This window comes from Mesorhizobium sp. WSM2240 (assembly GCF_040438645.1).
Lineage (GTDB): Bacteria > Pseudomonadota > Alphaproteobacteria > Rhizobiales > Rhizobiaceae > Allomesorhizobium.
Map to the genome: position 1 here is coordinate 858,380 of NZ_CP159253.1, position 25,043 is coordinate 883,422.

General features: G+C 60.8%; 14 protein-coding genes and 5 pseudogenes. 6 read left to right on the plus strand and 13 right to left on the minus strand.

Features of this window, described 5'->3' with window-relative positions:
• Positions 1-21 precede the first annotated feature (21 nt).
• The 3 genes and pseudogenes from ABVK50_RS04125 to ABVK50_RS04135 all read right to left on the minus strand — a co-directional run.
• On the minus strand, positions 22-258 hold the full coding sequence (locus tag ABVK50_RS04125) for a DUF6074 family protein (RefSeq protein WP_353642713.1): 237 nt from the start codon (positions 256-258) through the stop codon (positions 22-24).
• 206 nt (positions 259-464) lie between these two features.
• Complete coding sequence (locus tag ABVK50_RS04130; RefSeq protein ID WP_353647038.1) at positions 465-1,838, minus strand: pitrilysin family protein; 1,374 nt, start codon at positions 1,836-1,838, stop codon at positions 465-467.
• A gap of 18 nt (positions 1,839-1,856) precedes the next feature.
• Positions 1,857-3,200: pseudogene (locus ABVK50_RS04135) on the minus strand (pitrilysin family protein); the annotation flags it as partial.
• Positions 3,201-4,404: 1,204 nt separating this feature from the next.
• Here ABVK50_RS04135 and ABVK50_RS04140 point away from each other — a divergent pair.
• Positions 4,405-4,667: pseudogene (locus tag ABVK50_RS04140) on the plus strand (IS110 family transposase); the annotation flags it as partial.
• A gap of 846 nt (positions 4,668-5,513) precedes the next feature.
• Here ABVK50_RS04140 and ABVK50_RS04145 read toward each other — a convergent pair.
• The 6 genes and pseudogenes from ABVK50_RS04145 to ABVK50_RS04170 all read right to left on the minus strand — a co-directional run bounded on the left by ABVK50_RS04145 (position 5,514) and on the right by ABVK50_RS04170 (position 10,938).
• Complete coding sequence (locus tag ABVK50_RS04145; RefSeq protein WP_353642712.1) at positions 5,514-5,789, minus strand: YggT family protein; 276 nt, start codon at positions 5,787-5,789, stop codon at positions 5,514-5,516.
• 352 nt (positions 5,790-6,141) lie between these two features.
• A pseudogene (locus tag ABVK50_RS04150) lies at positions 6,142-6,309 on the minus strand (sulfite exporter TauE/SafE family protein); the annotation flags it as partial.
• Between the two features lie 123 nt (positions 6,310-6,432).
• On the minus strand, positions 6,433-8,082 hold the full coding sequence (groL, locus tag ABVK50_RS04155; RefSeq protein ID WP_353642711.1) for a chaperonin GroEL: 1,650 nt from the start codon (positions 8,080-8,082) through the stop codon (positions 6,433-6,435).
• Between the two features lie 64 nt (positions 8,083-8,146).
• Entirely contained in the window at positions 8,147-8,443 is a 297-nt protein-coding gene (groES, locus tag ABVK50_RS04160; protein ID WP_214393390.1) for a co-chaperone GroES, read from the minus strand.
• 360 nt (positions 8,444-8,803) lie between these two features.
• A complete protein-coding gene (locus ABVK50_RS04165; protein WP_353642710.1) occupies positions 8,804-9,970 on the minus strand; it encodes a TlpA disulfide reductase family protein in 1,167 nt (388 codons plus the stop codon).
• 779 nt (positions 9,971-10,749) lie between these two features.
• Entirely contained in the window at positions 10,750-10,938 is a 189-nt protein-coding gene (locus tag ABVK50_RS04170; protein WP_353642709.1) for a hypothetical protein, read from the minus strand.
• Positions 10,939-11,764: 826 nt separating this feature from the next.
• On the opposite strand from ABVK50_RS04170, the gene ABVK50_RS04175 reads away from it, so the two are divergent.
• From ABVK50_RS04175 to ABVK50_RS04190, 4 genes and pseudogenes are all read left to right on the plus strand, one after another.
• Positions 11,765-14,686, plus strand: coding sequence for a Ulp1 family isopeptidase (locus tag ABVK50_RS04175; protein ID WP_353642708.1), 2,922 nt, complete (start codon positions 11,765-11,767; stop codon positions 14,684-14,686).
• A gap of 947 nt (positions 14,687-15,633) precedes the next feature.
• Positions 15,634-16,614: an IS3 family transposase gene (locus ABVK50_RS04180; protein WP_353642707.1), complete on the plus strand. Its 981-nt coding sequence runs from the start codon at positions 15,634-15,636 to the stop codon at positions 16,612-16,614.
• 501 nt (positions 16,615-17,115) lie between these two features.
• Positions 17,116-17,595, plus strand: coding sequence for a ProQ/FinO family protein (locus ABVK50_RS04185; protein WP_353642706.1), 480 nt, complete (start codon positions 17,116-17,118; stop codon positions 17,593-17,595).
• A 370-nt stretch (positions 17,596-17,965) separates the two neighbouring features.
• A pseudogene (locus ABVK50_RS04190) lies at positions 17,966-18,240 on the plus strand (transposase); the annotation flags it as partial.
• Between the two features lie 38 nt (positions 18,241-18,278).
• Here the strand turns inward: ABVK50_RS04190 and ABVK50_RS04195 are convergent.
• Positions 18,279-19,808, minus strand: a complete 1,530-nt coding sequence (locus ABVK50_RS04195; RefSeq protein ID WP_353647039.1) for a pitrilysin family protein — start codon at positions 19,806-19,808, stop codon at positions 18,279-18,281.
• A gap of 18 nt (positions 19,809-19,826) precedes the next feature.
• Positions 19,827-21,122: pseudogene (locus tag ABVK50_RS04200) on the minus strand (pitrilysin family protein); the annotation flags it as partial.
• A gap of 845 nt (positions 21,123-21,967) precedes the next feature.
• Here ABVK50_RS04200 and ABVK50_RS04205 point away from each other — a divergent pair.
• Entirely contained in the window at positions 21,968-23,077 is a 1,110-nt protein-coding gene (locus ABVK50_RS04205; RefSeq protein ID WP_353642705.1) for a DUF418 domain-containing protein, read from the plus strand.
• 350 nt (positions 23,078-23,427) lie between these two features.
• Here ABVK50_RS04205 and ABVK50_RS04210 read toward each other — a convergent pair whose 3' ends face one another.
• Together ABVK50_RS04210 and fabG are read right to left on the minus strand one after the other, a co-directional pair.
• Positions 23,428-23,781: a helix-turn-helix domain-containing protein gene (locus ABVK50_RS04210; RefSeq protein ID WP_353646027.1), complete on the minus strand. Its 354-nt coding sequence runs from the start codon at positions 23,779-23,781 to the stop codon at positions 23,428-23,430.
• A 421-nt stretch (positions 23,782-24,202) separates the two neighbouring features.
• Positions 24,203-24,940 carry a 3-oxoacyl-[acyl-carrier-protein] reductase gene (gene fabG, locus ABVK50_RS04215; RefSeq protein WP_353642704.1) on the minus strand — a complete coding sequence of 246 codons (738 nt, stop codon included), beginning with the start codon at positions 24,938-24,940 and terminating at the stop codon, positions 24,203-24,205.
• Positions 24,941-25,043: the final 103 nt, after the last annotated feature.

Consider the following 25,043-nt stretch of genomic DNA (forward strand, 5'->3'; position numbering starts at 1 on the left):
GCTCGCCCCATAGCATCTACCTCATGGGACACGACGGACTATATCGCCTAAGACAGCACGGAGAAGCGTTCTAACTTCCTGTTCGGCGAGCCCCGGCGCAATCCCTGATTCGGACAGTTGGACGAGAATTGTCTTGACGGTGCTGCGCCAGAAGGCATTTGCGTCCTCCCCGTTCTTGGATTCCAGGACCCGGGCGATAGATTCGATCAATTTCCGCCGACGATGCAGCGGAAAAGCGCTTGTGTTTGATTCACCCATAGACCGCCTATTGCCTTCAGTCTCGCGAATAACCCGTCGCGGGTTAAAAAATTCGTTAACAGCGCCTTTTTAGGACATCCGGGGGAACGCTCGCCTAAACCGGCTGACGCATCGCAGGGCCGCTGAAACCGCTCCGGGGGCCTCATTAGCTCACCGAACCGGAATTTCGCTCCCCGCGAAAAGGGTCCCGAATACGGGTCCTGGGCTTATCCTTCGCCTCCCACCGGCGGGCCGACAACCATAATGGCGGGCTCGGCCGAAAGCAGCTTCTTGGCTGCTGCCTTGACCTGGTCGAGCGTCACCTGACTGATAAGGGCAGCGCGGCGCTGGATGTAGTCGATGCCGAGCCTGTCGAGCTGCCACTCGATGAGCGTGGCTGCAATCGTGATGGAGGAGCCCAGTTTGCGGATGGCATAGCCGCCGATCAGACATTTCTTGCTCGCCTCGAGCTCGGCCTCGGTCGGACCTTCTTCCGCCATCTCCTTCACTACCTTGCGCACCAGATTCAGCGTCCCGGCCGCCCTGTCCGAACGCGTCGCCGTCCCAACCTGCAGCGCGCTGGAATGCCGGTGGTCGACCAAGCTGGAATAGGCGAAATAGGTCAAGCCGCGCTCGCGCACCTCCTGCCACAGGCGCGACGTGAAGGGCGAGCCGCCGAGGATTTCATTCAGCAGCTCCGCGGCGTAGAAATCTGGCGCGCTGCGCTTCACCCCGGGATAAGCCAAGCGCAGCAACGTCTCCGGCAGGTCGTAGTCGACTGTCACCTGCTGGCCGAACTTCGGATCGACATCGGCGACGGGGGCGCGCGACTGCTTCTGAGGCAAATCGCCGAACAGCTGGTCGAGCTTTTTACGCAGCGTCTTCGCATCGATGTCGCCGACCACCGCCACATGCAGGCCGTCGAGGGCAAAAGTGGCCTTGTGGAAGGAGCTGAGATCGGCCGGTGTGATGCCAGCGAGGCTCTCTTTAGTGCCCTCGGCCGGCCTCGAATAGGGATGCGTGCCGTAGATCGCGCGCAGCCATTTGCGCTCGGCGATCGCCTCGGGGTCGCGCTCTTTGGCGATGATGCCGGAAAGGATCTGGGCGCGGATGCGGTCGATCGGCTCCCGGTCGAAGCGCGGCCTGTTGACCGCGAGCCGAAGCAAATCGAAAGCGGCGTCCTGCTGTTCGGACAGCATGCGCATCGAGCCATAAATGCCGTCGCGCTGCGCCTTAAAGCTCATCTCGGCGCCGGCATCGTCTAGCTTCACCTGGAAGGCATCGCTGTCGAGATCGCCGGCGCCCTCGGCCAACAGGGCGCTCATCAGATTGGCGAGGCCCTCCTTGCCGGCCGGGTCCTGCGTGGTGCCGCCGTCGAAGACGAAGCGAATGGCAGTGATCGGCGTCGTGTGGTCCTCCACCAGCCAGGCGTCGATGCCTTTTTCAGATTTAACGTCCTGGATGTTCAGGCGTTTAGCGCCGGCAAGATGAGGAACGACATCGCGAGGAGAAGGGTCGCCAGCGGCGTGGCGAGGCGCGCTGCCCTCCCTTCTCCAAGGAGAGCGCGCCTGCGCGAAGACGCCATCGCGTTGGTTCGTCATCACATCAAATTCTCCGTCGGGCAAGAGATAGCCGGTAGTCGAATGGTCGAGCGCGAGATAGCGGGCGACGACCGCCTTCACCTGATCGGCGGTGACCTTGCGGATGCGGTCCGGCCATTCCTCGACGTCCTGCACGGTGCCGCCGGTGGCGAGCATCCGGCCATACAGCTTAGCCATGAGATCCTGCCTGTCGCGGGCGAAGATCATCGAGCGGACAGAGCGAATCTTCGCCCGCTCAAGCTCGTCATCGGTCACCCCGTCCTTGACGATGCGGGCGATCACTGCATGGGCCGCCGCCTCCAGATCGGCGAGCTTGGCATCGCCGCGCGGCGAGCCGTAGATGGTGAGCCTGGTGGCATCGAGCATGGTGCCCTGGAAATGAGCGCCGGCTTTGGCGGCGAGGCCCTGTTCCACCACCAACTGCTGATAGAGCCGGCTGCGGTTGCCGCCGCCGAGAATTTCGGCCAGGAGGTCCAGCGCCTCGGCCTCACCGGGCTCGGCCGTCCGATAGGACGGCACCACCCAATGGGTGGAAAAGCTGGGCACCGAAACGCGTACGTCGCTAAGCGTCACCGTGCGCCTGGTGTTCTGCTCCGGCTCGACCGGGCGGGTGCGCGGCGGTAAATCAGGACCCGGCGCGAGCTTGCCATAGGTCTTCTCGGCCAGCTCCTTCACCGTCTCCGGCTCGACATCGCCGGCCACCACCAGCACGGCGTTGTTGGGCCTGTAATATTTTTCGTAGAGCGCTTTAGCGTCGTTCCAGGTCAGCTTCTCCATCTCCTGCATCCAGCCGATGATCGGGATGCGGTAAGGCTGGTTCTGCCAGAGGGTCGCGTCAACCTGCTCTTCCAGCATCGTCTGCGGATTGTTGTCGACGAACAAACGGCGCTCCTCCATGATCACGTCGCGCTCGGTCTTGATATCATCATCGTCGGTGAGGATGAGGTTGAACATGCGATCAGCCTCAAAGCTCATCTTCTGCTCCAACGCCGAAGGCGCTACCGTTTCATGGTAGCCGGTGAAGTCGTAAGAGGTGAAGGCATTGATCGAGCCGCCGATGGCCGAGACGGCGCGGCCAAGCTCGCCGGCCGCATGGTTGGTTGTCGCCGCCTTGAACATCAGATGCTCCAGGAAATGGGCAATGCCTGATTTGCCCGGCGGCTCGTCGGCGCTACCGATCTTATACCACACCATATGGGTGACGATCGGCGCACGGTGATCGGGGATGACGACCACTTCCATGCCGTTGTCGAGCAGGAAATTCGTCGCCTTGCCGTCGTCCCTTGCGGCCAGAGCCGGAGCGGTGGTCACCAGGGTGGTCGCAGCAGGCATCCTGCGCAGCCCGTCAGACAGAACTTTCATCAATGGCTCCGCTTGTTATGGTGGGGCGAGGGCAAGGTTCGAGGCAAAGTGAGCTGGTCCTCGGTTTGAAGACGTTGCGTACCTGTCTCCCTCTCTGGGGCAGGTGGATCGGCGGGCAGCGCCGCGCCGGATGAGCAACCGTATTCATGTTGCGGGCCACACTCGAGCGTCATCCTAGGATTTATCCGGGAGACCCGCGGTGGCGGTGGCTTTCGGGGAGTTGATCATGGAACGTCTTCTCCTTGTCCCTGACGTGTCTGCGCATGACCGCGCATGTACCGTGCCAAATGAGAAAACTGTTCAAACGCAAGGTGATAGATTAGGCTCTGCTACGTTGCGCGTCCGATATTGTCGGACATTGGACAGCGCCGAACGTGGGGTAGGTTAGGGACATAGATTGCTCGTGCGAGCCAGGATTGAGCGTGCTGCCGCGCAAGCGGATAGGATGCGCCTCGAACTGGCCGAGCACTTGAGAGTGTTGGAATTGAGTGGAAGCTGGCGAAGGCCTGGAGACTAGGGTGGTCGCCGCGGAACGCTGTTCTCGACAGGCAGGCTAGGACCGCAACGAGCACAGAAGTCTAGAGCGTGGCTGGCCGGGAAGGGGAGCCGGCCGCAGGCGACTCGCCGTGGAAGGATGCTGCATCGAGCATTCCCCGCTCGAACAGATGTATGACGCCCACCCATTTCGGCAATTGACCAGAGCCGTTTGGGCCGAACGAAGAGCGGCCGTAGCAGTGCCGTTATCCAAGCTCGAAACTTTAGCGTCGGGGGCTTTCTCCACGAGGTGCGCTGCTTCAGTGGTCGGTCATCGGCGGTTGCTCCGAATCAGGGTGGTGTCAGCAACCCGACCTTTACCGGGAAACATCGATGACCACCTAAGCCGCTCGCTCGCTTCAGCGCTGTTGAGGGCGCGCTCGCGAGCGGGCTGCGCGACCGTCGAGCTAGCCACTCAGCGGGGCGACCCCGAACTTCGCTTTGTCTGCAATCTAACCATCTTGGATATGAGACCCGCCGGTTTGCAGCTATCGTGTTGATAGTGAAGAATTCTCCGTTGGCACGGAAACCTCCGCAAAAATAGATAAGTCGATATCGCTGACGCGGCACCACTCGATGACCTGCGGACTGCAATAGTGATGCCTGTCGGCCCCGGATCGGGATGCGGGGCCAATTGCCCGCACCAGGCGTCGCAGCTTGGGGGCGGATGTCTGCTCGCTGCTTGGCTCGGGGCCTGACGCCCCGGCGATATCGATTGGGAGAAATCGACTATGATAGCCACATATCCCGAAGTGGCGATCGTCATCGGCGAGGGCTTCTCTAACAAGCGGCGACAGTCATCCTGGCCCGCAGCTCGGCCGACAGCAGCCTGCGGAGACGAGCCTCAAACTCAGGGAGCGGGTAGGCTTCAAACGAACCGCAGTTGCCGTGGCACAAAAACGGGCTGTGACAATGCATGCCATGCTCAATACCCGCGAGTGCTTCGATCGGAGCGCGTGCTGCCGTGCAGGGGGATTGGATGCGGCCTCGAACAGGCCGCGGGAGTTTGAGAGCGTTGGAATTGAGTTGAAGCTGGTGAAGCCTCGAGACGAGGGTGGCCGCCGCGGAACGCTTCCTCGACAGCAGGCCCAGGATCGCAACGAGCATAGGAGCGTGGCCGGTAGGGAACAGGAGCCAGCCGCTAGGCTACTGGCAGTGAAAGTGCGCTGCGCTGCACCGAGATCCCCGCTCGAACAGTTGACAGCTATCGCGCCACGTGGGCCGCAAAAGGGCGCGCCGACATTCGAACCCTCGTCGATACCACGCGTCTCGTCCCGGGCGCGAAGTCTTCAAAATCATCCTCCAAACCGTCAGCGGCTATCGTCAGAATAAACCAGCCACCTTGATCTTGCGGGTCTCTCTTCGGGCGCGCCTTTATCAGGACATCGAGGTGACATTCGAGCACGCTAGCGGATTGGCCGAATCCATCGTGGCACCATATGGCTTCGACATGGATCCTATGGCTTCAATTCAAAGCTGACGGGAAGGCTGTTCGCCTCGCCCGGCGTTTCGGAATTTGCGCCGACATAGAGTGGAGCGGCTCTCGCAACGCCAAGCGTACACGCGTCATCACGGCCTTCCAGAAATGGGGATCGGCCATGACCTTCCTGTACGACTTCGGTGACGAGTGGCGCTTTCGCACTATTGGAACAGGGCAGCCGCACCCAATGCCAGATCCCCGCAAACTGTCAGCAAGATTGCAAGGCTCCCCCGCAGTACCCGGACATCGAAGACGAGTGACCAGCATTGTGCCGCATCGAGTGGGCGAGGGGTGGGCAATTACACCGTGGTCAGAAGGCAATGGCGGATGAAGGGGATGATCAAAACCACTATGATAGGCGAAATATCGATACAGCCGAGATTGGGCAGGAAGCGGCGGACCGGCGCCAGCACCGGTTCTGTCGTGCCGAACAGGAAATTCCCGATCGTGCCGACGAACGGGTGACGCGAATTGATGACGTTCATAGCGTGAAGCCATGAGAAAATCGCCCGAGCGGTGAGGAAGTAGCAGTAAATGCCCATCGCCAGAATCACGTTGTGAGTGAGGGCGATCATGCCGTTCTCCATTGAATTGGCCGGGCGAGGCGGCAAGTCCTGATTGCTCGAGCGTCGAACACCGCCGCTCTATGCTTGACACACTGTGGCCAGCCTCACTCATGTTGCCGCATCCTCAATGTGCAAAAGCCGTGCCAGCGCGCTCAGCGCAGTAAGCGCCTGATTGCTTGGAAAACCTCCGCAGTGCCCAGATGGCCGGTCGTAATGAACCTGACACTTTTGCCAATTTGTTCTGAACCTGACATTTGTCTCCCGCTGTCAGGTTTTTGGACACGCATCACGTGCTTCCCGCCGCCAGCATAGCGGCCCATCCGCATGGTCCGAAGCAGCAAGCAAGGCCGTGAGAGGCGCGTGCCGTTGCGAACACTTCCGCCACGTGCACCGCGGCGGAAGCCTGCGCCGGCGGTACGCCGAAGGAGAGCAGCACCGTGGAGGAGATCGCGCCATAGGCCATGCCTTGCGCGCTGTCGACCGCCTGGGCGAGGAAGCCGACTATGGCGAAGAGAATGAATTCAGTCATTGGTGTCCGCCATGAAAATGCCGCCGCATGTAGGCCTGTGGATCGGGGGGCGGCTTGGATCCGCGTCAAAGAAAAGGGCGGCATCGCTGCCGCCCTTCCGTAGTCTGAAGCCTGTTGGCCGGATTAGAAATCCATGCCGCCCATGCCGCCCATGCCGCCGCCGGGCATGCCGCCCGGCATGCCGCCAGCGGACTCCTTCTTCGGAGCCTCGGCGATCATGGCTTCGGTGGTAACCAGGAGGCCGGCGACCGAGGCCGCGTCCTGGAGAGCCGTGCGCACGACCTTCATCGGATCGACGATGCCCATGGCGATCATGTCGCCATATTCGCCGGTCTGCGCGTTGAAGCCATAGGTCACGCCCTTGTTGTCGAGGATCTTGCCGGCGACGATCGAGGCCTCGGCCCCGGCGTTGGCGGCGATCTGACGGGCCGGCGCCTGCAGTGCGCGGCGTACGATGGCGATGCCCGCGGTCTGGTCAGCATTGGCGCCTTCGGCCTTGATGGCGAGTGAAGCGCGCAGCAGCGCGACGCCGCCGCCGGCGACGATGCCTTCTTCAACGGCCGCACGCGTGGCGTTCAGCGCGTCGTCGACGCGGTCCTTCTTTTCCTTGACTTCGACTTCGGTCGCACCGCCGACGCGGATGACGGCAACGCCGCCGGCCAGCTTGGCGAGACGCTCCTGGAGCTTCTCCTTGTCGTAGTCCGAGGTGGTCTCCTCGATCTGCTGCTTGATCTGGGCGACGCGGCCCTGGATCTCGGCCTTCTTGCCGGCGCCGTCGACGATGGTGGTGTTCTCCTTGGAGATCGACACCTTCTTGGCGCGGCCGAGCATGTTGAGGCCGACATTCTCGAGCTTGATGCCGAGGTCTTCGGAGATGACCTGACCGCCTGTCAGGATGGCGATGTCCTCAAGCATGGCCTTACGGCGATCGCCGAAGCCCGGAGCCTTGACGGCAGCAATCTTCAGGCCGCCACGCAGCTTGTTGACGACCAGCGTGGCCAGAGCCTCGCCTTCGACGTCCTCGGAGATGATGAGGAGCGGCTTGGAGGTCTGGACGACAGCCTCGAGGATCGGCAGCATCGCCGGCAGGTTCGAGAGCTTCTTCTCATGCAGCAGGATGTAGGCGTCTTCGAGATCGGCGACCATCTTGTCCGGGTTGGTGACGAAATAGGGCGAGAGGTAGCCGCGATCGAACTGCATGCCCTCGACGACTTCGAGCTCTGTCTCGGCGGTCTTGGCTTCCTCGACGGTGATGACGCCTTCGTTGCCGACTTTCTGCATCGCCTTGGCGATCATCTTGCCGACCGACTCGTCGCCATTGCCGGCGATGGTGCCGACTTGGGCAACCTCTTCCGAGGTCTTGATCTTCGTGGCGTTCTTGGTGAGGTATGCGACTACCTCGGTCACGGCGAGGTCGATGCCGCGCTTCAGGTCCATCGGGTTCATGCCGGCGGCAACCGCCTTGTGGCCTTCCTGCACGATCGCCTGGGCGAGAACGGTCGCGGTCGTGGTGCCGTCGCCGGCGATATCGTTGGTCTTCGAAGCGACTTCGCGGATCATCTGCGCGCCCATGTTCTCGAACTTGTCGGAAAGCTCGATTTCCTTGGCGACGGTAACGCCGTCCTTGGTGATGCGCGGAGCGCCGAACGACTTGTCGATGACCACGTTGCGGCCCTTGGGGCCGAGGGTCACCTTCACCGCGTCGGCGAGGATGTTGATGCCGTGCAGCATGCGCTCGCGGGCGTCACGGGAGAATTTTACATCTTTGGCCATTTTTGCTCCTGGGCGTCTCGCCCGAAATTCAGATGGGATGGTGCCGATGAAAGGCGGCGGCGGTTCAGCCGATGATGCCCATAATGTCGGATTCCTTCATGATCAGAAGGTCTTCGCCATTGAGCTTCACTTCGGTGCCGGACCACTTGCCGAACAGGATGCGGTCGCCAGCCTTCACATCGAGCGGAACAAGCTTGCCCGCCTCGTCGCGCGCGCCGGATCCGACGGCGATGATCTCGCCTTCCTGCGGCTTTTCCTTTGCGGTGTCGGGGATGATGATCCCGCCAGCGGTCTTCGCTTCGGACTCGACGCGGCGAACGACCACGCGGTCATGCAGCGGCCGGAATTTCGACTTTGCCATTTTGGATGTTCCTGGTGCAGATGTTGAACGGTGCTCCGTTGCCGGAGCGTGCGAATGCTAACGTGGCTCTGACGGTCGGCTGCGTCCCGTCTTCCCCGCCTGTGGGAGCAGGTGGATCGGTGGACGGCGTCGAGCTGGCTGAGTAAGCTTCTTCATGTTGCCAAGCCTTACTCCAGTGCCATCTTTGACGGGTCTGAGAGACCCGCGGCGACAGTATGCTTTGGGGAGGTGATCAGGGGACGTATTCTCCTTGGTCGTTCACTTGTTTGCGGATGACGGCGAGGCTGGGCTGGCCGCCTGGGCCAGCCTATTTGCACAACCACGCCAGGGAATGGACGAATAGCCAGTAAGCCGTTCTGACTATCGCCCCTTCTTTGGTTTCCTCCTTGGCCGCCGCTTTGACCTCTTGGGAGGATCCTTTTGCGGAGCCACACAGAGAGCGCCGTAACAAACCTTCTCACCCTTGTAGTTGGCCAGAGCCTGTAGCAACTCCGGCAAAAGGTGCTGTTTAACTGCGTTCGCGTCAGGGTCCGGACCGTCCAGCGACTTCAGTGCCAGCTCGATCAACTCGATCGCCCGATCTTTGTTGCCGCTCTCATGATAGTACCGAGCGACGGCCGGATAAGAGAACTTAAGGCCTTCGCCTTGCGGGGGATTCAGTGCCAGGATGTGTTCGGACAGCTGTTTGCCCATCGCCAACCGCTCAGCAGACGGAAAGTGCGAACCGCCAAAGTTCGGATGGAAGAGTTGATCTAGCGCCGCAATCATCCAATCCTCGGAGTTTCTGTTGATCGCGTCGCGAACGAATTGGCGCATGACGGGCAAGCCGGCCTGCATGTCGCGCATTTTGTTAAGCAACAGATTCACATGAGACCGGCGAAAACCGAGGTTGTCCGGCAACAAGGCGATGCCTTCTTCGATCGCCGAGAGCGCCGTCTTCCAATCCTTTTTCTCCACCGCCGCCCAATATCTATCATCGATCAGCTTCATCAGCGCTTGTTCGCGCGCTATGGGTTCCCATTTCGCAATCCGCTTCGTATCGGCGGCTTTCGCTTGCTCGCTGCTGCGCCAGCTGCCGCCAAGCACTTTCGGCAAGACTTTGTCGAGTTTCATCGGATGACCGATAAAGGCGATGTGGCCGTCTCGATCGACCACGAACGAGGTCGGAATCCCGACAGAAAAGCTGGGCTCCATCCAAAGCTTGTCCATTTCGCCTGTTGAGTCGAACGCGATCCGATAATTCAGGTTCGGGAACTTTTCGGTCAACCACGCGTCCAACTCGCTTCGGGCCTCATCGGCCGTTGGAGCGTCTTCAGAAGCCGCGACTCCGACGATCTCGACCCCGCTGTCCCTGTACTTCTCCTGCAGCTGCATCAGATGCGGCATCCCGTCCACACATGGTCCGCACCACGTTGCCCAAAATTCGACGATATACACTTTGCCGGGCTTGAAGCTCGTGAGGGGCTCGCCACGCAGCCAGTTCTCGACCATAATCGAAGGCGCCGGGGACTCGATCTGCAGTACCATGTTGCGCTCCAAAGTTTGCTTTCTGCGCGAGTTTGTTCCCGCTCAGAGACAGCACACGGGTTCAGGGGGAGAGAGAGCGTCGCTCGTCTGCCCCCAATGCGTGCAGTCAGCATCAAATGTGCAACAGCCGTGCCAGCGCGCTCAGCGCCAGTAAGCGCCTGATTGCTTGGAAAAACCACCGCAGTGCCCAGATGGCCGGTCGTAATGAACCTGACATTTTTGCCAATGTCTGTTCCGAACCTGACATTTTGTCTGCCCTCTGTCAGCTTTTGAACATCCATCGCCCGTGCTTCGCGCCAGAAAACTGTGGCCCATCCGAACGGTCCCGAAGCGCCAAGGCTATCACGGTGCGTGCGGCACGCAGCCTCTGCCCGTATTCCCGAGGCCATTCGCCTCAGTGACATCAGCTACATGATGCCGTGCTCTCACGCAACCGGGCGACACTCCTGGCTTGGCGTCGGCTGGCAGCGCGGCGCGCCAAGGATATCCTGACAAAAAGGGCCTCGCCGCGGTGCTGGTTGAGTTCGGTTTCGTCCAGGGCGACGAGGTGGTCATCGATCTGGCGGACGACCTTCGCAGTTCGGCACCCTCGTTCGGACGGTGGGATGATGCCGGCGCGCTCATGGCTGCCGAACGATGTGGCTTCGGGCGCGTCCTCGGAGCGAGGCTGGCCGATGCCCTGCTGGCGCAGCGCCTGGCTGGGCCGATGCGATTCCGTTGTTCGGCACCGAGGCAGTGTTGGGCATGAGCTCAGGCCGATCGCGACAAGAGTGAGCGCTCTATCTCGGCCGGCTGGTCGAGGAAGCGCCAGCGCGGGAGCTCTCCGCCGCGCCGAGCAAACCTACACCGGGATGCTCGACGCCGTTCCCGACTTCGGCGTGGAAGGCGTCGAGCGCCAGTCGATTGCCGGCGACATAAAGCGCGGTGCCGGAGCCGACGCGTTCGTTGCGGAACCAGCCGTTGAACATCGGCCCGGCTGTTACGGCTATGGGAGAGCAAGGGGAGGGGAAAGCTCCCCTCGCGGACGACGCGGCCTTGAAACAACAGGCGGCCCACACAAGGCGGCGAAAAACGCGATGACAGTCAAGCCGGCCCAGTCTCACTTTGGTTTCCGCGCCGCAGCGGTGCGGTAGTGCAAGCCCGACATTAATCGGTGACCTGCGATGCCCAAAGATACAAGGATAGATTGTTGGGACGTTTCACATGGGCACCATTGTCTCATACCCGTTGGCAACCCCATCGAGAGTGTCTTCGCCACCGTGCGGCACAGGACGGTGCACCCAGGGGCTCGTTGTCGCCGACCACCGCCAAGCCGATGGTGTTCAAACTAGTGATCGCCGCATCGAAGACCACCTGACGGCCCTACTCAGTTAGCGAAGCACATCTCGGATGTCAGATGGAACGTGGTATGGAGGTGATCCAAGTGCTGGCGAACCATGCCGCCCGATCGCCTCGTCACACAAAGTTCCGCATAGATTGACTTGGCGATGCTCGCCTTCGCAATGCCGGCGCGATACGACATCACGTTGATCCGCAACCCTCCCGCTCGACGGCAAAAATCCGCTCGTTAATCCGGGACATTCGCCCGTATTCAGACTTGTTCGAAGCGGACTCGACCCGCACGGGTCAACGGTCTGTCTGGCGCAGAGGCTGCCGCTCAACGCGCCCCTTTGCAAAACCAAGAATGCGACATGCTGACTTTTGTAACCCGCGTCAGCCTCTCGAAAGATAACACTAGTAGGGGGAGAACGAGGCTGCCTGCATTTGCAAACCGGCCACAACCGGAGTTGGAATATGGACCGATTTCAGAACGTCAACCCGTCCGGGCGATATTCTGCTACGTACAACGCCACGGTGCAACAGCGGCCAAAGCAAGAGCAAGCAGCATTTGAGCAGCACCTGCGCGACGTGCCACATGTCGATGCCGCAGTTGCCCGCCCTAACCAGGTCCTTGATGTCTCTCAAGACGAGCGCATTGGGGTGAGGACTTGGCGCCCAAGGAAAGGCAATTCGCGGTCGACATTAGAGCCGACGGCCCAATTGCCCGTGCAAAGTTTCGCTGAGGAACAACCTTTGGGTAGTGCCGCGGATCGGGGCGATGAGTATGGCGCACCGGCGAAGAGGCAGAAGACACTAAACAATCCGCAGGTCGCCGTTCAGGGGCTGCTGATCGAAAGCGGGAATTCAGGCACACGCGTGCTGATGCAGGCCGCAACCTCGCTGCTACCCGCTATCAACGAAGCGCAGATCGGGCGGGGGCGAATCAACAACCCTGACGCGCCGAACAAAGATCTTGACGGCTTCAAGCGTCCTACCAATGCGACCCAAAATTCAACACTGGTCACCGTGGGTGGCGACAACCGTGCTCTTTATTCCAAAGATGCGTCCCTTATCGGGGTGCTGGAGTCTGCGCTCCGCAAGGGCAAGGTCACGGAGGGCACCGTCAAGGCCAATGTAAATCCTCTTTTGCGCTTCGCTCGTTGGCTTGTTGACAACGGAAAGCAGGGCTTTGCTACTCGCCTTGATGAGACGTCGCTGAAACAGGATTTGAAGCAGTACGAGCGATCGGGTGGTCCGTCCCTCGAAGCGCCGATGCGCAATCTCAAGACTGCGGAGGCCGGCGGCGTGCCGATCGTAGGTCGGCCTCTCCGGAAACCGCATTCCTGTGACGAACCCCTCATCAAACTGAACAACGCAACCCAGTCTGCAACACTGGTTACCGTGGGTGGCGACAAACGTGCTCTTTATTCCGAAGATGCGTCCCTTCTCGCGGTGCTGGAATCGGCGCTCCGCAAGGGCAAGGTCGCGGAGACCACCTTCAAGGTCAATGTAAATCCTCTTTTGAACTTCGCTCGCTGGCTCGTTGCCAACGGAAAGCAGGGCTTTGCGACTCGGCTGGGCGAGAGATCGCTCAACCAGGATCGGAAGCAGTACGAGGGATCGGGTGGTCCCTCCCTCGAAGTGCCAATGCATCATCTCAAGATTGCGGCGGCCGGCGGCCCCCTGCCAGTCATAGGTCGCTCTGTCCGCAATCCCTATTCCCAGGATGAAGCCCTCATCAAACTGTACAATGCAACTCCGTCTGCGAAGAACATCGACCAAGCCAAGGCAATGAGGTATACATCTGCTCTTACACGTTTCAGTGACTACCTACACAAAAACGGTAAGATAGGCATTGCCGATCGCCTTAACGACAAGACGCTAGATGATGATGTCAAGCTCTATGAAGGTGATTACGTAGCGATCCACGCCGCGCTGGTGCATCTGCGGAGATCGGGCGTCGGAGAGTTGGGATCTGGGCGCCATATTGCCCCTGTTTTGCGCGAGGATGCTCACTTTGCGCCAGCGCCCCCTGTCAGGGCTCGCTCCAACACCTTCGGCGGTCTTCAGTCTTTTGTTGATCTGAATGCGCGCACACCGTCCGACTTACGCGACGATGCTCACTTTGCGCCAGCGCCCCCTGTCAGGGCTCGCTCCAACACCTTCGGCGGTCTTCAGTCTTTTGTTGATCTGAATGCGCCCACACCGTCCGACTTACGCGACGATGCTCACTTTGCGCCAGCGCCCCCTGTCAGGGCTCGCTCCAACACCTTCGGCGGTCTTCAGTCTTTTGTTGATCTGAATGCGCCCACACCGTCCGACTTACGCGACGATGCTCATTCTGCACCGGTGCGTCCGCGCGGGCAGATGCTCCGCGAATCGGAGTGGCAGCCCATGATGCAAGCGACAGGGTCCGCCGCCGCCGTCGCGGCGACGGGAGGGCCCGGTGACTTTCGGCCCATCCACCGCGGTCGACTTTCGCCGATGAGTGAAGCTGCGCCATCGCCACCGGCAAGGGCTCCCCAACCCGCCTCGCCAGTAATCCCTAGGCTGCCAGACACCTACCGTGGCCTTCCACTGGTTGATGTGACGACGCTAACGACCAGTTCCTCCGACACTCAGATCAGGGCGCTCGATACGACAGCCTCGTCCAATGTCCCCAACGGGTCGGTGCTCGACGCCACCGAGTGGCTCAGCGACGCCCATATCCTGAGGGATTACCAATTGCTGGAGGAGCAGCTGCGGACAACCGATCCGACGCTCGCCGGCAGGACACGGCTGGTGGATCCGTCGATCTCCCATCTACTGCGTCACATGGCGCCGCAAGACGCGCGCGACACATTGCAGTCCATCTATAATCAAAATGACGCGCCAGCCGACTTCCTGTTCCTTCCAGTGAACAATGGCACTCCTACTAACCCCGGCACGCATTGGTCGCTGCTGCTCGTTGATCGCCGCAAACCGGAAACGCGGTTGGCCTATCACTACGACTCCCTCCAGCGAGAGGGATACAACGACGTGCCTGCAAAACAGCTCGCAGGACTGCTGAACGCCACCTTGGCGCCAGCCCGCATGCCCCGACAGTCGAACGATTATGATTGCGGCGTCTTTGTGTTGGACGGCACGTGGGCGCTGGTTGGACGATTGCTCAACGGGGAGCAGCCGGACCACGAGCCGCTGCACCTCGACAACCTCGTGGCCGATCGGCAGGCGCTGCAAGACCGGCTGACGAGGCGCTTGCCGCACGAGGAGGAGCCCCGGCAGCTGTTTGATCATGAACCCGCCTCCCCACCAATGGTGGCATTCGAGCCAGGGGAACTCCGGCAGCTGCTGGATGATGAACCCGCCTCTCCACCACGGGGCGCACTATTGGGCACTTTCCGATCTCGGCCGTGAGGTTCGGTTGATCAGCCCACGGTTTGTGACCCATACGTGAAATCCAACGCGGATCACCGCAACTATGCTGAGCCATCTGCGAAGCAGTTAGTTAGCCGGCCCTCACTGCGCTTTGTGCCGGCACACTTTGTGCCGGCAAAGTGGATCGATCAGCTGGCGATCCAGGCCGTTCATCGCGTTCGTCGACGGCTGGTCGCCGATCGGGTGAGGCTTGTCAACCAGGCCCGTGGTCTCCTATCCGAGCATGGGATAGCCATCGCCTGATCATCATATACCCCCATTTATGATTCAATGGCGCTCGGCAAAGGATTAAAGCTCGGCTGAGCGACTTGCCAAGGCCAGCATTCGGTCCTTGTTCACAGATTGAGAACGAAGCGGTATTCGCATGGCTGTCAGCGCGGACATTGAAGAGTATTCGCCCGCCCGCTTGATCGGCGCAGATAACACATCACCTCAATCAAAACCGTCCCTAGCTGTGGCATGCTACCCATCCGGCGACGTAATCAAGAGGCTATCGCATCAAGACAAGCCGGCGTCCTGTTTTCCCCCGGATCATCGTGGCTTCAACCAAATCCGCCTGTTGATGCGCGATCCCACCACGTAGACGGCTGATGCACGCGGTAACTGAGAGGGTCATATAACAAGCGATTTTCTCCGTCGCGTGAAGTGCGCCCCTGAGGGTGGACAGTTCGGCATGAGGGATTGACCAGTCTTGTCGGCTTTTCGAAGAGAGAATCATGGCAAGATACCGAACACACAGCATCGAGTTTAAGCGTCAAGTCGCGCAGGAATATCTGTCAGGCGAGACGCTACACGGTTTGGCGAACTCCACGACATCACCCGCAACCTGATCCGGGTCTGGGTCCGCAAATACGAGGAAGGCGCCTTCGACGACGATGCGCAGGCGGCCGACCTGATCCAGGAATACGAAGCTCGGATCGCGGCCCTTGAGCGGCTCGTCGGCAGCAGGCCCTGGAACTGGAGTTCCTAAAGGGGGCTCTGAAAAGCGCACCGCCGCCGAGAAGAGGGACTACATCCGTTATCACCGGCCCCGCGGTATCTCCGTCGCCGAAGGATGCCGGCTGATGGGCACCGCGCGCTCGACCTACTATGACCGTCCGGAAAAGCGGGCTGACGACACGGCGATCGTTGAGGCCATGTTTGCCATCTGTGACGAGTTCGAATTCTACGGCTATCGCCGCGTTGGTGCGGCCCTGCGTCAGCAGGGCGTGGTCGTGAACAATAAAAAGATCCGGCGGCTGATGTGCGAACACGGCCTGCAACCAAAGAATAGATGGCGATTTATTGCCACAACCGATAGTGATCACGGCGGTCCGATCTTCCCGAACCTGGCCCAAGACATTGTTCCGACGGGGCCGAACCAGCTCTGGGTCAGCGACATAACCTACGTTGCCCTGCCAACCCGGTTCGTCTACGTCGCCATCGTCCTCGATGCCTGGTCGCGCCTGATTGTCGGCTACGCCATCGGCCGGTCAATCGATGCACGCCTGACAGTCGCGGCTTTGAAGGCTGCTATCGAGCAAAGAATGCCACCTGCCGGCTGCATCCACCACTCCGATCGCGGCTCGCCATATGCTGCTGAGATCTACCGGCAGCTTCTTGCCGCCAACGGTCTGATCGGCTCGATGGGGCGCAGAGGGAATCCGTACGACAACGCCAAGGCCGAGAGCTTCATGAAGACGCTGAAGGTCGATGCCGTCTACCCATGGCTTTCGAGACCTCCGAGGACGTTGCCGGACACCTCCCCACTTCATCGAGGCGGTCTACAACAAACGCAGGCTCCATTCGGCGCTGGGATATCTCAGCCCGCAGCAATTCGAGGATCAGCACATCCGGCAGACTGGCAAAACAGCGGCCTGATCAGTGTCCACCCTCAGGGGCGCACTCCAGCGCGGGGGGCATTTTGATCGAGCGGTTCACTGCCTGCCTGGTAATGACCCGATAATTCGGAGGTGGCGTGAAGGGCTTCGGCGGAACCGTTTCGCCAACCACTCGCATGATTTGTCGTCCCAAACGGCGTTTGAACGGCTGAGATCGCGAAAACGGTCGCCTGAGCAGCTTTCTCGCTACGACACGCTCGCCTGATACGGCGAACGGCTGATAGGGTAGTGCGCGCCGCGACGCTTTTGGCGTCCTACTCGCCGACGAGCTCGGCGGAGGGCCGGCTTTTTCGCTCCGGCGTTTCAGATACGCTGCCAACGGAGGGGCTGGCGGAGAGATGGGACGACTCGGCGTGACTGCTACCGGATCCTGCTCGCTGCAGCAGGCGCTTCGTCTGCCCGAATGGAAAGACGTGAGCGCCCACTGCTTTGCCCTGTGGACGAATTCCATTCTCCATCATCATTGCATATATGCGTGCTACGAACGTCCGAATTGGGAAATGCAAACAAATTGGACGAGGCTTGATCATGTCGACCGCTAGCCGAGGGAAATCGCCGGCGCAGCTTTTCCGCCATCTATCGGCAAGGTGGCCTGCGGCATTCAATCCGAAAGCGCCCAGGCCGCTCAAGATCGGCATTCATCATGATATTCGCGTGCATGACGGCGAACTGTCTGATGATGAAGTGAGGAGAGCCCTGCTCGCCTATACCAGGATGGCCAAATATTTGGCGAGACTGGATGCCGGCGCCGCGCGGATCGATCTCGATGGCAAGCCGGCCGGCGAGGTCTCGGATGCGGACGCGGCGACCGCCAAGGCTTTGCTTGGCGCCCGCAAGGAAAAGCAGCAGACCAAGCAATCGCCGGCGCCAACGGCAGAGCTTAAAGCGCCACCCAAACCGAAACCGAAGCAAACGGCCGTGTTCAAGGCGAAGAATACGGCAGAAAGCCCGAACGGCATAGTCGTTGAGAAGAGGCGTCGCCGGTCATTCCGAAAACCGATGGCTTGATCGCCTCCGACGCTGGTTGCGAGCGCTCGGCCTTCGAGTATAACGCAGCCGCTGTCGGTTTGGACCGAAATATAAAGCGAACTGACCAAGCCGCTGATGGATGCGGCGATTGCAGCGGAAAAGGCGGGAGATCTCCAGCAACATTCGCTAAGCGCCAATCGAAGCAATCTGAAGGCTCGCACGCGACGTACGTCGCCAGTATCGCGGCCGGCAACAAGGGCGTGTTCCCCAAGGCGACTTTCCGCGCGGTCAATATCAGCACCGCTAGTTTGCCAGCCCATCCCTGACGCCGGACGGCAGGGATTCGCGGAGCTCTGAGATAGCCCTCGAATGATGCGGACACGAAGTCTATAGGAGTAGTGTGGTGTCCATGACTGGTAGCAATCCGAAGATTGAAATCCTGAACGGTCGCGACCGTCGGCGTCGATGGTCGACGACCGAGAAGCTGTCGATGGATCGAGGAGACCTACGCGCCGGACGTGACGGTTAGCGTTGTCGCCCAGCGCAACGGCGTTCAAACCCCAACCGGCTGTTCCACTGGCACAAGCTCGTGGCGCAGGGCGGGCTGGCGGCGACAGACGCCGAGGGCCGAGGGCGAATCGTGACACCTTCGGAATATGGCGCGAGTTGCAGTGCCTGCTCGGCTAGAAGACGATGTAAGCCGAGATCCTCAAGGGCTTCTTTCAAGCGGCCGGCCGGCGGCTGCGCAAGGTGAGCCCACGATCGGCGTCCACCGAAGGGTGGCTGGCATGATGAGGAAGCGGGCCACAATCCGGCGATTCGGCAGCCTCAACCGGCAAATGCAAGGCCCGCGCAATCCGCTCCGCGGCCTTTAGAATAAACCTGATACTTTTGCCTCCTTGCGCTAGCGGCGGGCCGACGACCCTAATGGCGGGCTCGCCCGAAAGCAGCTTCTTGGCCGCTGCCTTGACCTGGTCGAGTGTCACCTGACTGATAAGGGCAGCGCGGCGCTGGATGTAGTCGATGCCGAGCTTGTCGAGCTGCCACTTAAGGAGGGTGGCTGCAATCGAGCCGGAAGAATCCAGGTGGTTGCTGGTAAAGGCGCCGATCAGATGTGTCTTGGCCGCCTCGAGCTCGCTCTCGATCGGCCCCTCGTCCGCTATGTTCTTCACCACCTTGCGTATCAGGCTCAGAGTCTCGGCTGCGCGGTCCGAGCGCGTCGCCGTGGTGACGACGATCGTGTTGGAATGCTCGTCATCGTCTAGATCGGAGCTGACGTCATAGGCGAGACCGCGCTCTTCGCGCACCACCTCGCAAAGCGAGGCGCCGAGGATTTCGTTCAGCAGCCCGGCGGCGTAGAAATCTGGCGCGCTGCGCTTCACCCCGGGATAAGCCAAGCGCAGCAACGTCTCCGGCAGGTCGTAGTCGACTGTCACCTGCTGGCCGAACTTCGGATCGACATCGGCGACGGGGGCGCGCGACTGCTTCTGAGGCAAATCGCCGAACAGCTGGTCGAGCTTTTTACGCAGCGTCTTCGCATCGATGTCGCCGACCACCGCCACATGCAGGCCGTCGAGGGCAAAAGTGGCCTTGTGGAAGGAGCTGAGATCGGCCGGTGTGATGCCAGCGAGGCTCTCTTTAGTGCCCTCGGCCGGCCTCGAATAGGGATGCGTGCCGTAGATCGCGCGCAGCCATTTGCGCTCGGCGATCGCCTCGGGGTCGCGCTCTTTGGCGATGATGCCGGAAAGGATCTGGGCGCGGATGCGGTCGATCGGCTCCCGGTCGAAGCGCGGCCTGTTGACCGCGAGCCGAAGCAAATCGAAAGCGGCGTCCTGCTGTTCGGACAGCATGCGCATCGAGCCATAAATGCCGTCGCGCTGCGCCTTAAAGCTCATCTCGGCGCCGGCATCGTCTAGCTTCACCTGGAAGGCATCGCTGTCGAGATCGCCGGCGCCCTCGGCCAACAGGGCGCTCATCAGATTGGCGAGGCCCTCCTTGCCGGCCGGGTCCTGCGTGGTGCCGCCGTCGAAGACGAAGCGAATGGCAGTGATCGGCGTCGTGTGGTCCTCCACCAGCCAGGCGTCGATGCCTTTTTCAGATTTAACGTCCTGGATGTTCAGGCGTTTAGCGCCGGCAGGATGAGGAACGACATCGCGAGGAGAAGGATCGCCAGCGGCGTGGCGAGGCGCGCTGCCCTCCCTTCTCCAAGGAGAGCGCGCCTGCGCGAAGACGCCATCGCGTTGGTTCGTCATCACATCAAATTCTCCGTCGGGCAAGAGATAGCCGGTGGTCGAATGGTCGAGCGCGAGATAGCGGGCGGCGACCGCCTTCACCTGATCGGCGGTGACCTTGCGGATGCGGTCCGGCCATTCCTCGACGTCCTGCACGGTGCCGCCGGTGGCGAGCGTGGAGCCATACATCTCGGCCACATCGTACTGCTTGTCGCGGGCGAAGATCTGGGAGCGGACACAGCGGTTCTTGGCCTTGTCCAGCTCGTCATCGGTCACACCGTCCTTGACGATGCGGGCGATCACTGCATGGGCCGCCGCCTCCAGATCGGCGAGCTTGGCATCGCCGCGCGGCGAGCCGTAGATGGTGAGCCTGGTGGCATCGAGCATGGTGCCCTGGAAATGAGCGCCGGCTTTGGCGGCGAGGCCCTGTTCCACCACCAACTGCTGATAGAGCCGGCTGCGGTTGCCGCCGCCGAGAATTTCGGCCAGGAGGTTCAGCGCCTCGGCCTCACCGGGCTCGGCCGTCCGATAGGACGGCACCACCCAATGGGTGGAAAAGCTGGGCACCGAAACGCGTACGTCGCTAAGCGTCACCGTGCGCCTGGTGTTCTGCTCCGGCTCGACCGGGCGGGTGCGCGGCGGTAAATCAGGACCCGGCGCGAGCTTGCCATAGGTCTTCTCGGCCAGCTCCTTCACCGTCTCCGGCTCGACATCGCCGGCCACCACCAGCACGGCGTTGTTGGGCCTGTAATATTTTTCGTAGAGCGCTTTAGCGTCGTTCCAGGTCAGCTTCTCCATCTCCTGCATCCAGCCGATGATCGGGATGCGGTAAGGCTGGTTCTGCCAGAGAGTCGCGTCAACCTGCTCTTCCAGCATCGTCTGCGGATTGTTGTCGACGATCCAGCGGCGCTCCTCCATGATCACGTCGCGCTCGGTCTTGATATCATCATCGTCGGTGAGGATGAGGTTGAACATGCGATCAGCCTCAAAGCTCATCATCTGCTCCAACGCCGAAGGCGCTACCGTTTCATGGTAGCCGGTGAAGTCGTAAGAGGTGAAGGCATTGATCGAGCCGCCGATGGCCGAGACGGCGCGGCCAAGCTCGCCGGCCGCATGGTTGGTTGTCGCCGCCTTGAACATCAGATGCTCCAGGAAATGGGCAATGCCTGATTTGCCTGGCGGCTCGTCGGCGCTGCCGATCTTATACAACACCATAAGGGTGACGATCGGCGCACGGTGATCGGGGATGACGACCACCTCCATGCCGTTGTCGAGCAGGAAATTCGTCGCCTTGCCGTCTTCCCTTGCGGCGGGAGCCGGAGCGGTCGTGACCAGGGCAGGTGCGCACGCAGGAAATATCCTGCGCAGCCAGCCAGGCCGAAGCTTTATTGACGGTTGTGGTGGCAGGACGCGAGGAAAGGTCTGCGGCAAAGTGGTTTGTTCCTTACTTTGAAGGCGCTGCGTGACACTCTCCCTCCCGATTCTGGGAGAAGGTGGATCGGCGGGCAGCGCCGAGCCGGATGAGCAACCGTATTCATGTTGCGGGCCACACTCGAGCGTCCTTGGATTTATCCGGGAGACCCGCGGCGGGGGTGGCTTTCTGTGAGGTGATCATGGAACGTCTTCTCCTTGTCCCTGACGTGTCTGCGCATGACCGCGCATGTACCGTGCCAAATGACAAACCGTTCAAACGCAAGGTGATGGACATGACAATGCTACGCTGCAGCGAGGTCTGCGGCAGGTCGTAGTGGACCTCCACCTGTTGGCCGAGCTTGGGATCGACATCGGCGACGGGGATGAGCGTCTGCCTCGCACCACCACAGATTATCGCAGGGTTCAAGCCTTGGCCTTGACATCCGGGGAGACCGTCACCGGCGGTGCCGCGGCGTGCTGATCGGATCATCCGCTGTCGCTGAGTTCCGCCGCCGGTTCAGTGGATCTCTTTGGGTCCGCCATCCCTGCAAAAATGACGGCTTCGCGACACTTTGTCGGGTTTGTCAGGTCCGCGCCACAGGCTTGGTGGGCCGATCCGTTGTTCGCCGCACGCTAAAGGGCTGTCGCCGGCTCGATTCGCCAGGTTGGCACGATCCTTGAACTGTTCAGGGTGAGACGATGGCAGCAGCCACCGGCTCTCCTGCCGCCCGTCCCCGTGATCGACACAACCAAGCAAGGAACACACCATGGCGAAGAACGCGCCGATTGCCGTCGCGAGCGATGGGTTGGCCGTAGATCGGCTGGTCGGCATCGACCTTGCTCGCGGCGTGGCTGTCTTCGGCATGTATGCCGCCCATGTCGGTCCCGTCCCCGGCGAAGGAGGACTAGTCGGGAATCTGATGGAACTGGCTTCTGGGCGGTCGTCCGCCCTGTTTGCCGTATTGGCCGGATTTTCGATCATCCTGATTACCGGTCGCAAGGCGCCTAAGTCGGGAGTAGCCGGTAGACAGGCCATTGCCAGAGTCGCAATTCGTGCCCTTATTTTCCTGGGGCTTGGCTCAATACTGACCTACCTCGGTGCGCCGGTTGCGGTCATCCTGCAATACTACGCAATCTGCTTCTTGTTGGTCCTGCCGCTCTATCGGCTCAACGCACAGCAGCTCGGCTTGCTCGCTGCGGCGACCGCGTTGGTTCTCCCGCAAGTGCGCTTCCTCCTTTTGTCAATGTTTGGCTACGACGTCTCCCCAGTGTTCAAGCTCATGGTCAGCGGCACTTATCCCGCGATGACCTGGGTTCCTTTTGTGATCGCAGGCATGGCCATTGCGCGCCTTGGCCTTGCTACGCAAGCATCGCATTGGCGCCTTGGTCTGGCCGGGGGCGCGCTGGCCGTGTTGGGCTATGGGGGGTCCTGGCTCGCGCTGCTGCCTCTACCGACCGCTTTGCAGGAATCCGCCCTGTGGTCGTCGGACCTTGGCCCCTCGTCCTTGTCGCTATTGGTTGCCGCACCTCACAGCGAGACGACGTTCTCAATCCTGGGCAACACCGGTTGCGCAATGATTGTCTTGGCGGCTTGCTTGCTCGCTATGGACGCGCTCCCGCATCTGCGAAAGCTAGTCTGGCCAATAATCGCGGTCGGCTCGATGCCTTTAACGGCCTATGTCCTGCACATTGTGGGAATAGCTCTGTTGATGCACATTGGGGGAATAGATATGCGAGAAGGACGCTCGATGTCCATGCTCTTTGGCTTCATCGTGGTTGTAAGCACTTTCGCGGTGCTCTGGCTGCGCGTCTTCCAGCGAGGACCGATGGAAGCGCTGATGGGTAGGATCTCAGATCTCGCGAGTCGCATCCCCTGAGCACCGTCGCCCCGGCCCTCCGGATCGACATTACTGAAAAGCTGGGTTTTATCCAAAGCATGTTCGCGCAGGGGAGGGGACTTCCTACAAACCTGCCCGTCTTTGTGAGATTAGGGCGACGACGATCGCGCTGGCGCTGATAGTTCCGCATCGGTATTATCTCGTATCCATCCGGTGAAGCCGGTGAAGCTTGACCGGATGGGTACCCAGGAAGGAACCGCTCAACGTTGGAAAGCTGATACGAAAGTTGCCCCAGGCATCAGCGGCTCAGCTTTCGCGCTTCCCGCTCCAGCATGGTTAGCGGCTAGCGAGTACGGTCCAGTTTCGACTTGTCTCTGGCGCGCAACAGGTCAGAATTTTCCGTTGTCGAAGCTACGGCGCGCCTCGACAACGCTGGCGTGGTTGTCTTCGGCCCACTGGAACAGATGCTCCATGGCCGCATGGAGCGACCGCCCCGAAGCGGTCAATGAATATTCGACGCTCGGCGGCGTCGTCGGGAAAACGTCGCGATGCACGTAACCGTCGCGCTGCAGCTCGCGGAGAGTCAGCGTCAGCATGCGTTGCGAGATACCCCGCACCAACCGCCGTAATTCGCCGAACCTGTAGGGTTGCTCCGCTAGTGCCATGAGCAACAGCCCGCTCCATTTGCCCGACACGTTCTGCATCACGTCGCGGATCGGACAGTTGGCGATGCCGCCACTCATCACGTCGGCGCAGTAGCTCTCGATCTTCTGGCGGGTCGAGGCGGTGCGGATATCCATCGAATTCTCCCAGACGGGTGTTGTGCAGGCATCTACCTGATTTGAAACTGCCCTTCTTTACCAGGCGCCACCGACACACAATCAAGTGCCGGTCTCGAGCACGTCTCGAAACGCTTACAAACGAGCAACATGTCTAACACGATCTTCGCTACCAGCGCGTCCGGCCAACTCGGCCGCGCTGCCCGCAGCCAAGGGGTGATCCCGCCCGCTCAGCTGAGTTATCTGCTCGATCACGCATGATGATGCCCCTTCGGTGATGGTGAATCGCCTTCAGATTACGTGCCAGACAGTGTTGGTTGCGGAGGTCACGGACCGCGGTCACCAAAGGCCGTTTTGGAACAGGTAGACTCCGGTCTGCTCCTGCTCAAATCATTACCATGCCGCCATTCACGTGAATTGTCTGCCCGGTGACGTAGGCAGCTTCATTGGAAGCGAGGTAGGCGACTGCGGAAGCGACTTCGTCGCTGGTGCCCATCCGCCGTATCGGGATCGCCGCCATGATCGCCTCTTTCTGCTTGTCATTGAGCTTGTCGGTCATGGCCGATTCAATGAAGCCTGGAGCGACGCAATTGACGGTGATGTTGCGGGCGGCGATCTCCTGCGCGAGCGACTTGGAAAACCCGATCATGCCAGCCTTGGAGGCTGAGTAATTGGTCTGGCCAGCATTGCCGGTGACGCCGGAGACCGAAGTGATGTTGATGATGCGGCCGTGCCGGCGCCGCATCATCGGATGGGTGAGTTCGCGGGTCAGCCGGAACACGGCAGTGAGGTTGACCTCCAACAGACTGTCCCAATCGACATCCGCCATGCGCACAAACAGCCCGTCCTTGGTGATGCCGGCATTGTTGACCAGGATGTCGACGCCTTCGAGCTCATCCTCTGCCTTCTGGCCGAGCGTCTTGACCTCGTCCCGATTGGAAAGGTTGGCCGGAAACAGCTTGGCTCGGTCGCCGAGTTCGGCGGCCAGCGCCTCGAGCTTCTCGACGCGCGTCCCATGCAGGCCGACGATGGCCCCTTGCGCATGCAGCACCCTGGCGATCTTCTCGCCGATGCCTCCCGATGCGCCAGTCACGAGCGCCTTGCGGCCGTTCAATTCGAACATTTCTTATCCTCTTCTCAATCGTGCAGGCCGGTGATGAATTGTGCAGTTAGTAGGCCTTGCTGCGGTCGGTCTCGGCCATGGGAAGCGAGGCGCCGCTCGATCG

Coding starts and splice junctions, on each gene's coding strand:
- ABVK50_RS04125 (WP_353642713.1), bottom strand. CDS start 258: ATGGGTGAATCAAACACAAGCGCTTTTCCGCTGCATCGTCGGCGGAAA.
- ABVK50_RS04130 (WP_353647038.1), bottom strand. CDS start 1,838: ATGACGAACCAACGCGATGGCGTCTTCGCGCAGGCGCGCTCTCCTTGG.
- ABVK50_RS04145 (WP_353642712.1), bottom strand. CDS start 5,789: ATGATCGCCCTCACTCACAACGTGATTCTGGCGATGGGCATTTACTGC.
- groL (WP_353642711.1), bottom strand. CDS start 8,082: ATGGCCAAAGATGTAAAATTCTCCCGTGACGCCCGCGAGCGCATGCTG.
- groES (WP_214393390.1), bottom strand. CDS start 8,443: ATGGCAAAGTCGAAATTCCGGCCGCTGCATGACCGCGTGGTCGTTCGC.
- ABVK50_RS04165 (WP_353642710.1), bottom strand. CDS start 9,970: ATGGTACTGCAGATCGAGTCCCCGGCGCCTTCGATTATGGTCGAGAAC.
- ABVK50_RS04170 (WP_353642709.1), bottom strand. CDS start 10,938: ATGTTCAACGGCTGGTTCCGCAACGAACGCGTCGGCTCCGGCACCGCG.
- ABVK50_RS04175 (WP_353642708.1), top strand. CDS start 11,765: ATGGACCGATTTCAGAACGTCAACCCGTCCGGGCGATATTCTGCTACG.
- ABVK50_RS04185 (WP_353642706.1), top strand. CDS start 17,116: ATGTCGACCGCTAGCCGAGGGAAATCGCCGGCGCAGCTTTTCCGCCAT.
- ABVK50_RS04195 (WP_353647039.1), bottom strand. CDS start 19,808: ATGACGAACCAACGCGATGGCGTCTTCGCGCAGGCGCGCTCTCCTTGG.
- ABVK50_RS04205 (WP_353642705.1), top strand. CDS start 21,968: ATGGCGAAGAACGCGCCGATTGCCGTCGCGAGCGATGGGTTGGCCGTA.
- ABVK50_RS04210 (WP_353646027.1), bottom strand. CDS start 23,781: ATGAGTGGCGGCATCGCCAACTGTCCGATCCGCGACGTGATGCAGAAC.
- fabG (WP_353642704.1), bottom strand. CDS start 24,940: ATGTTCGAATTGAACGGCCGCAAGGCGCTCGTGACTGGCGCATCGGGA.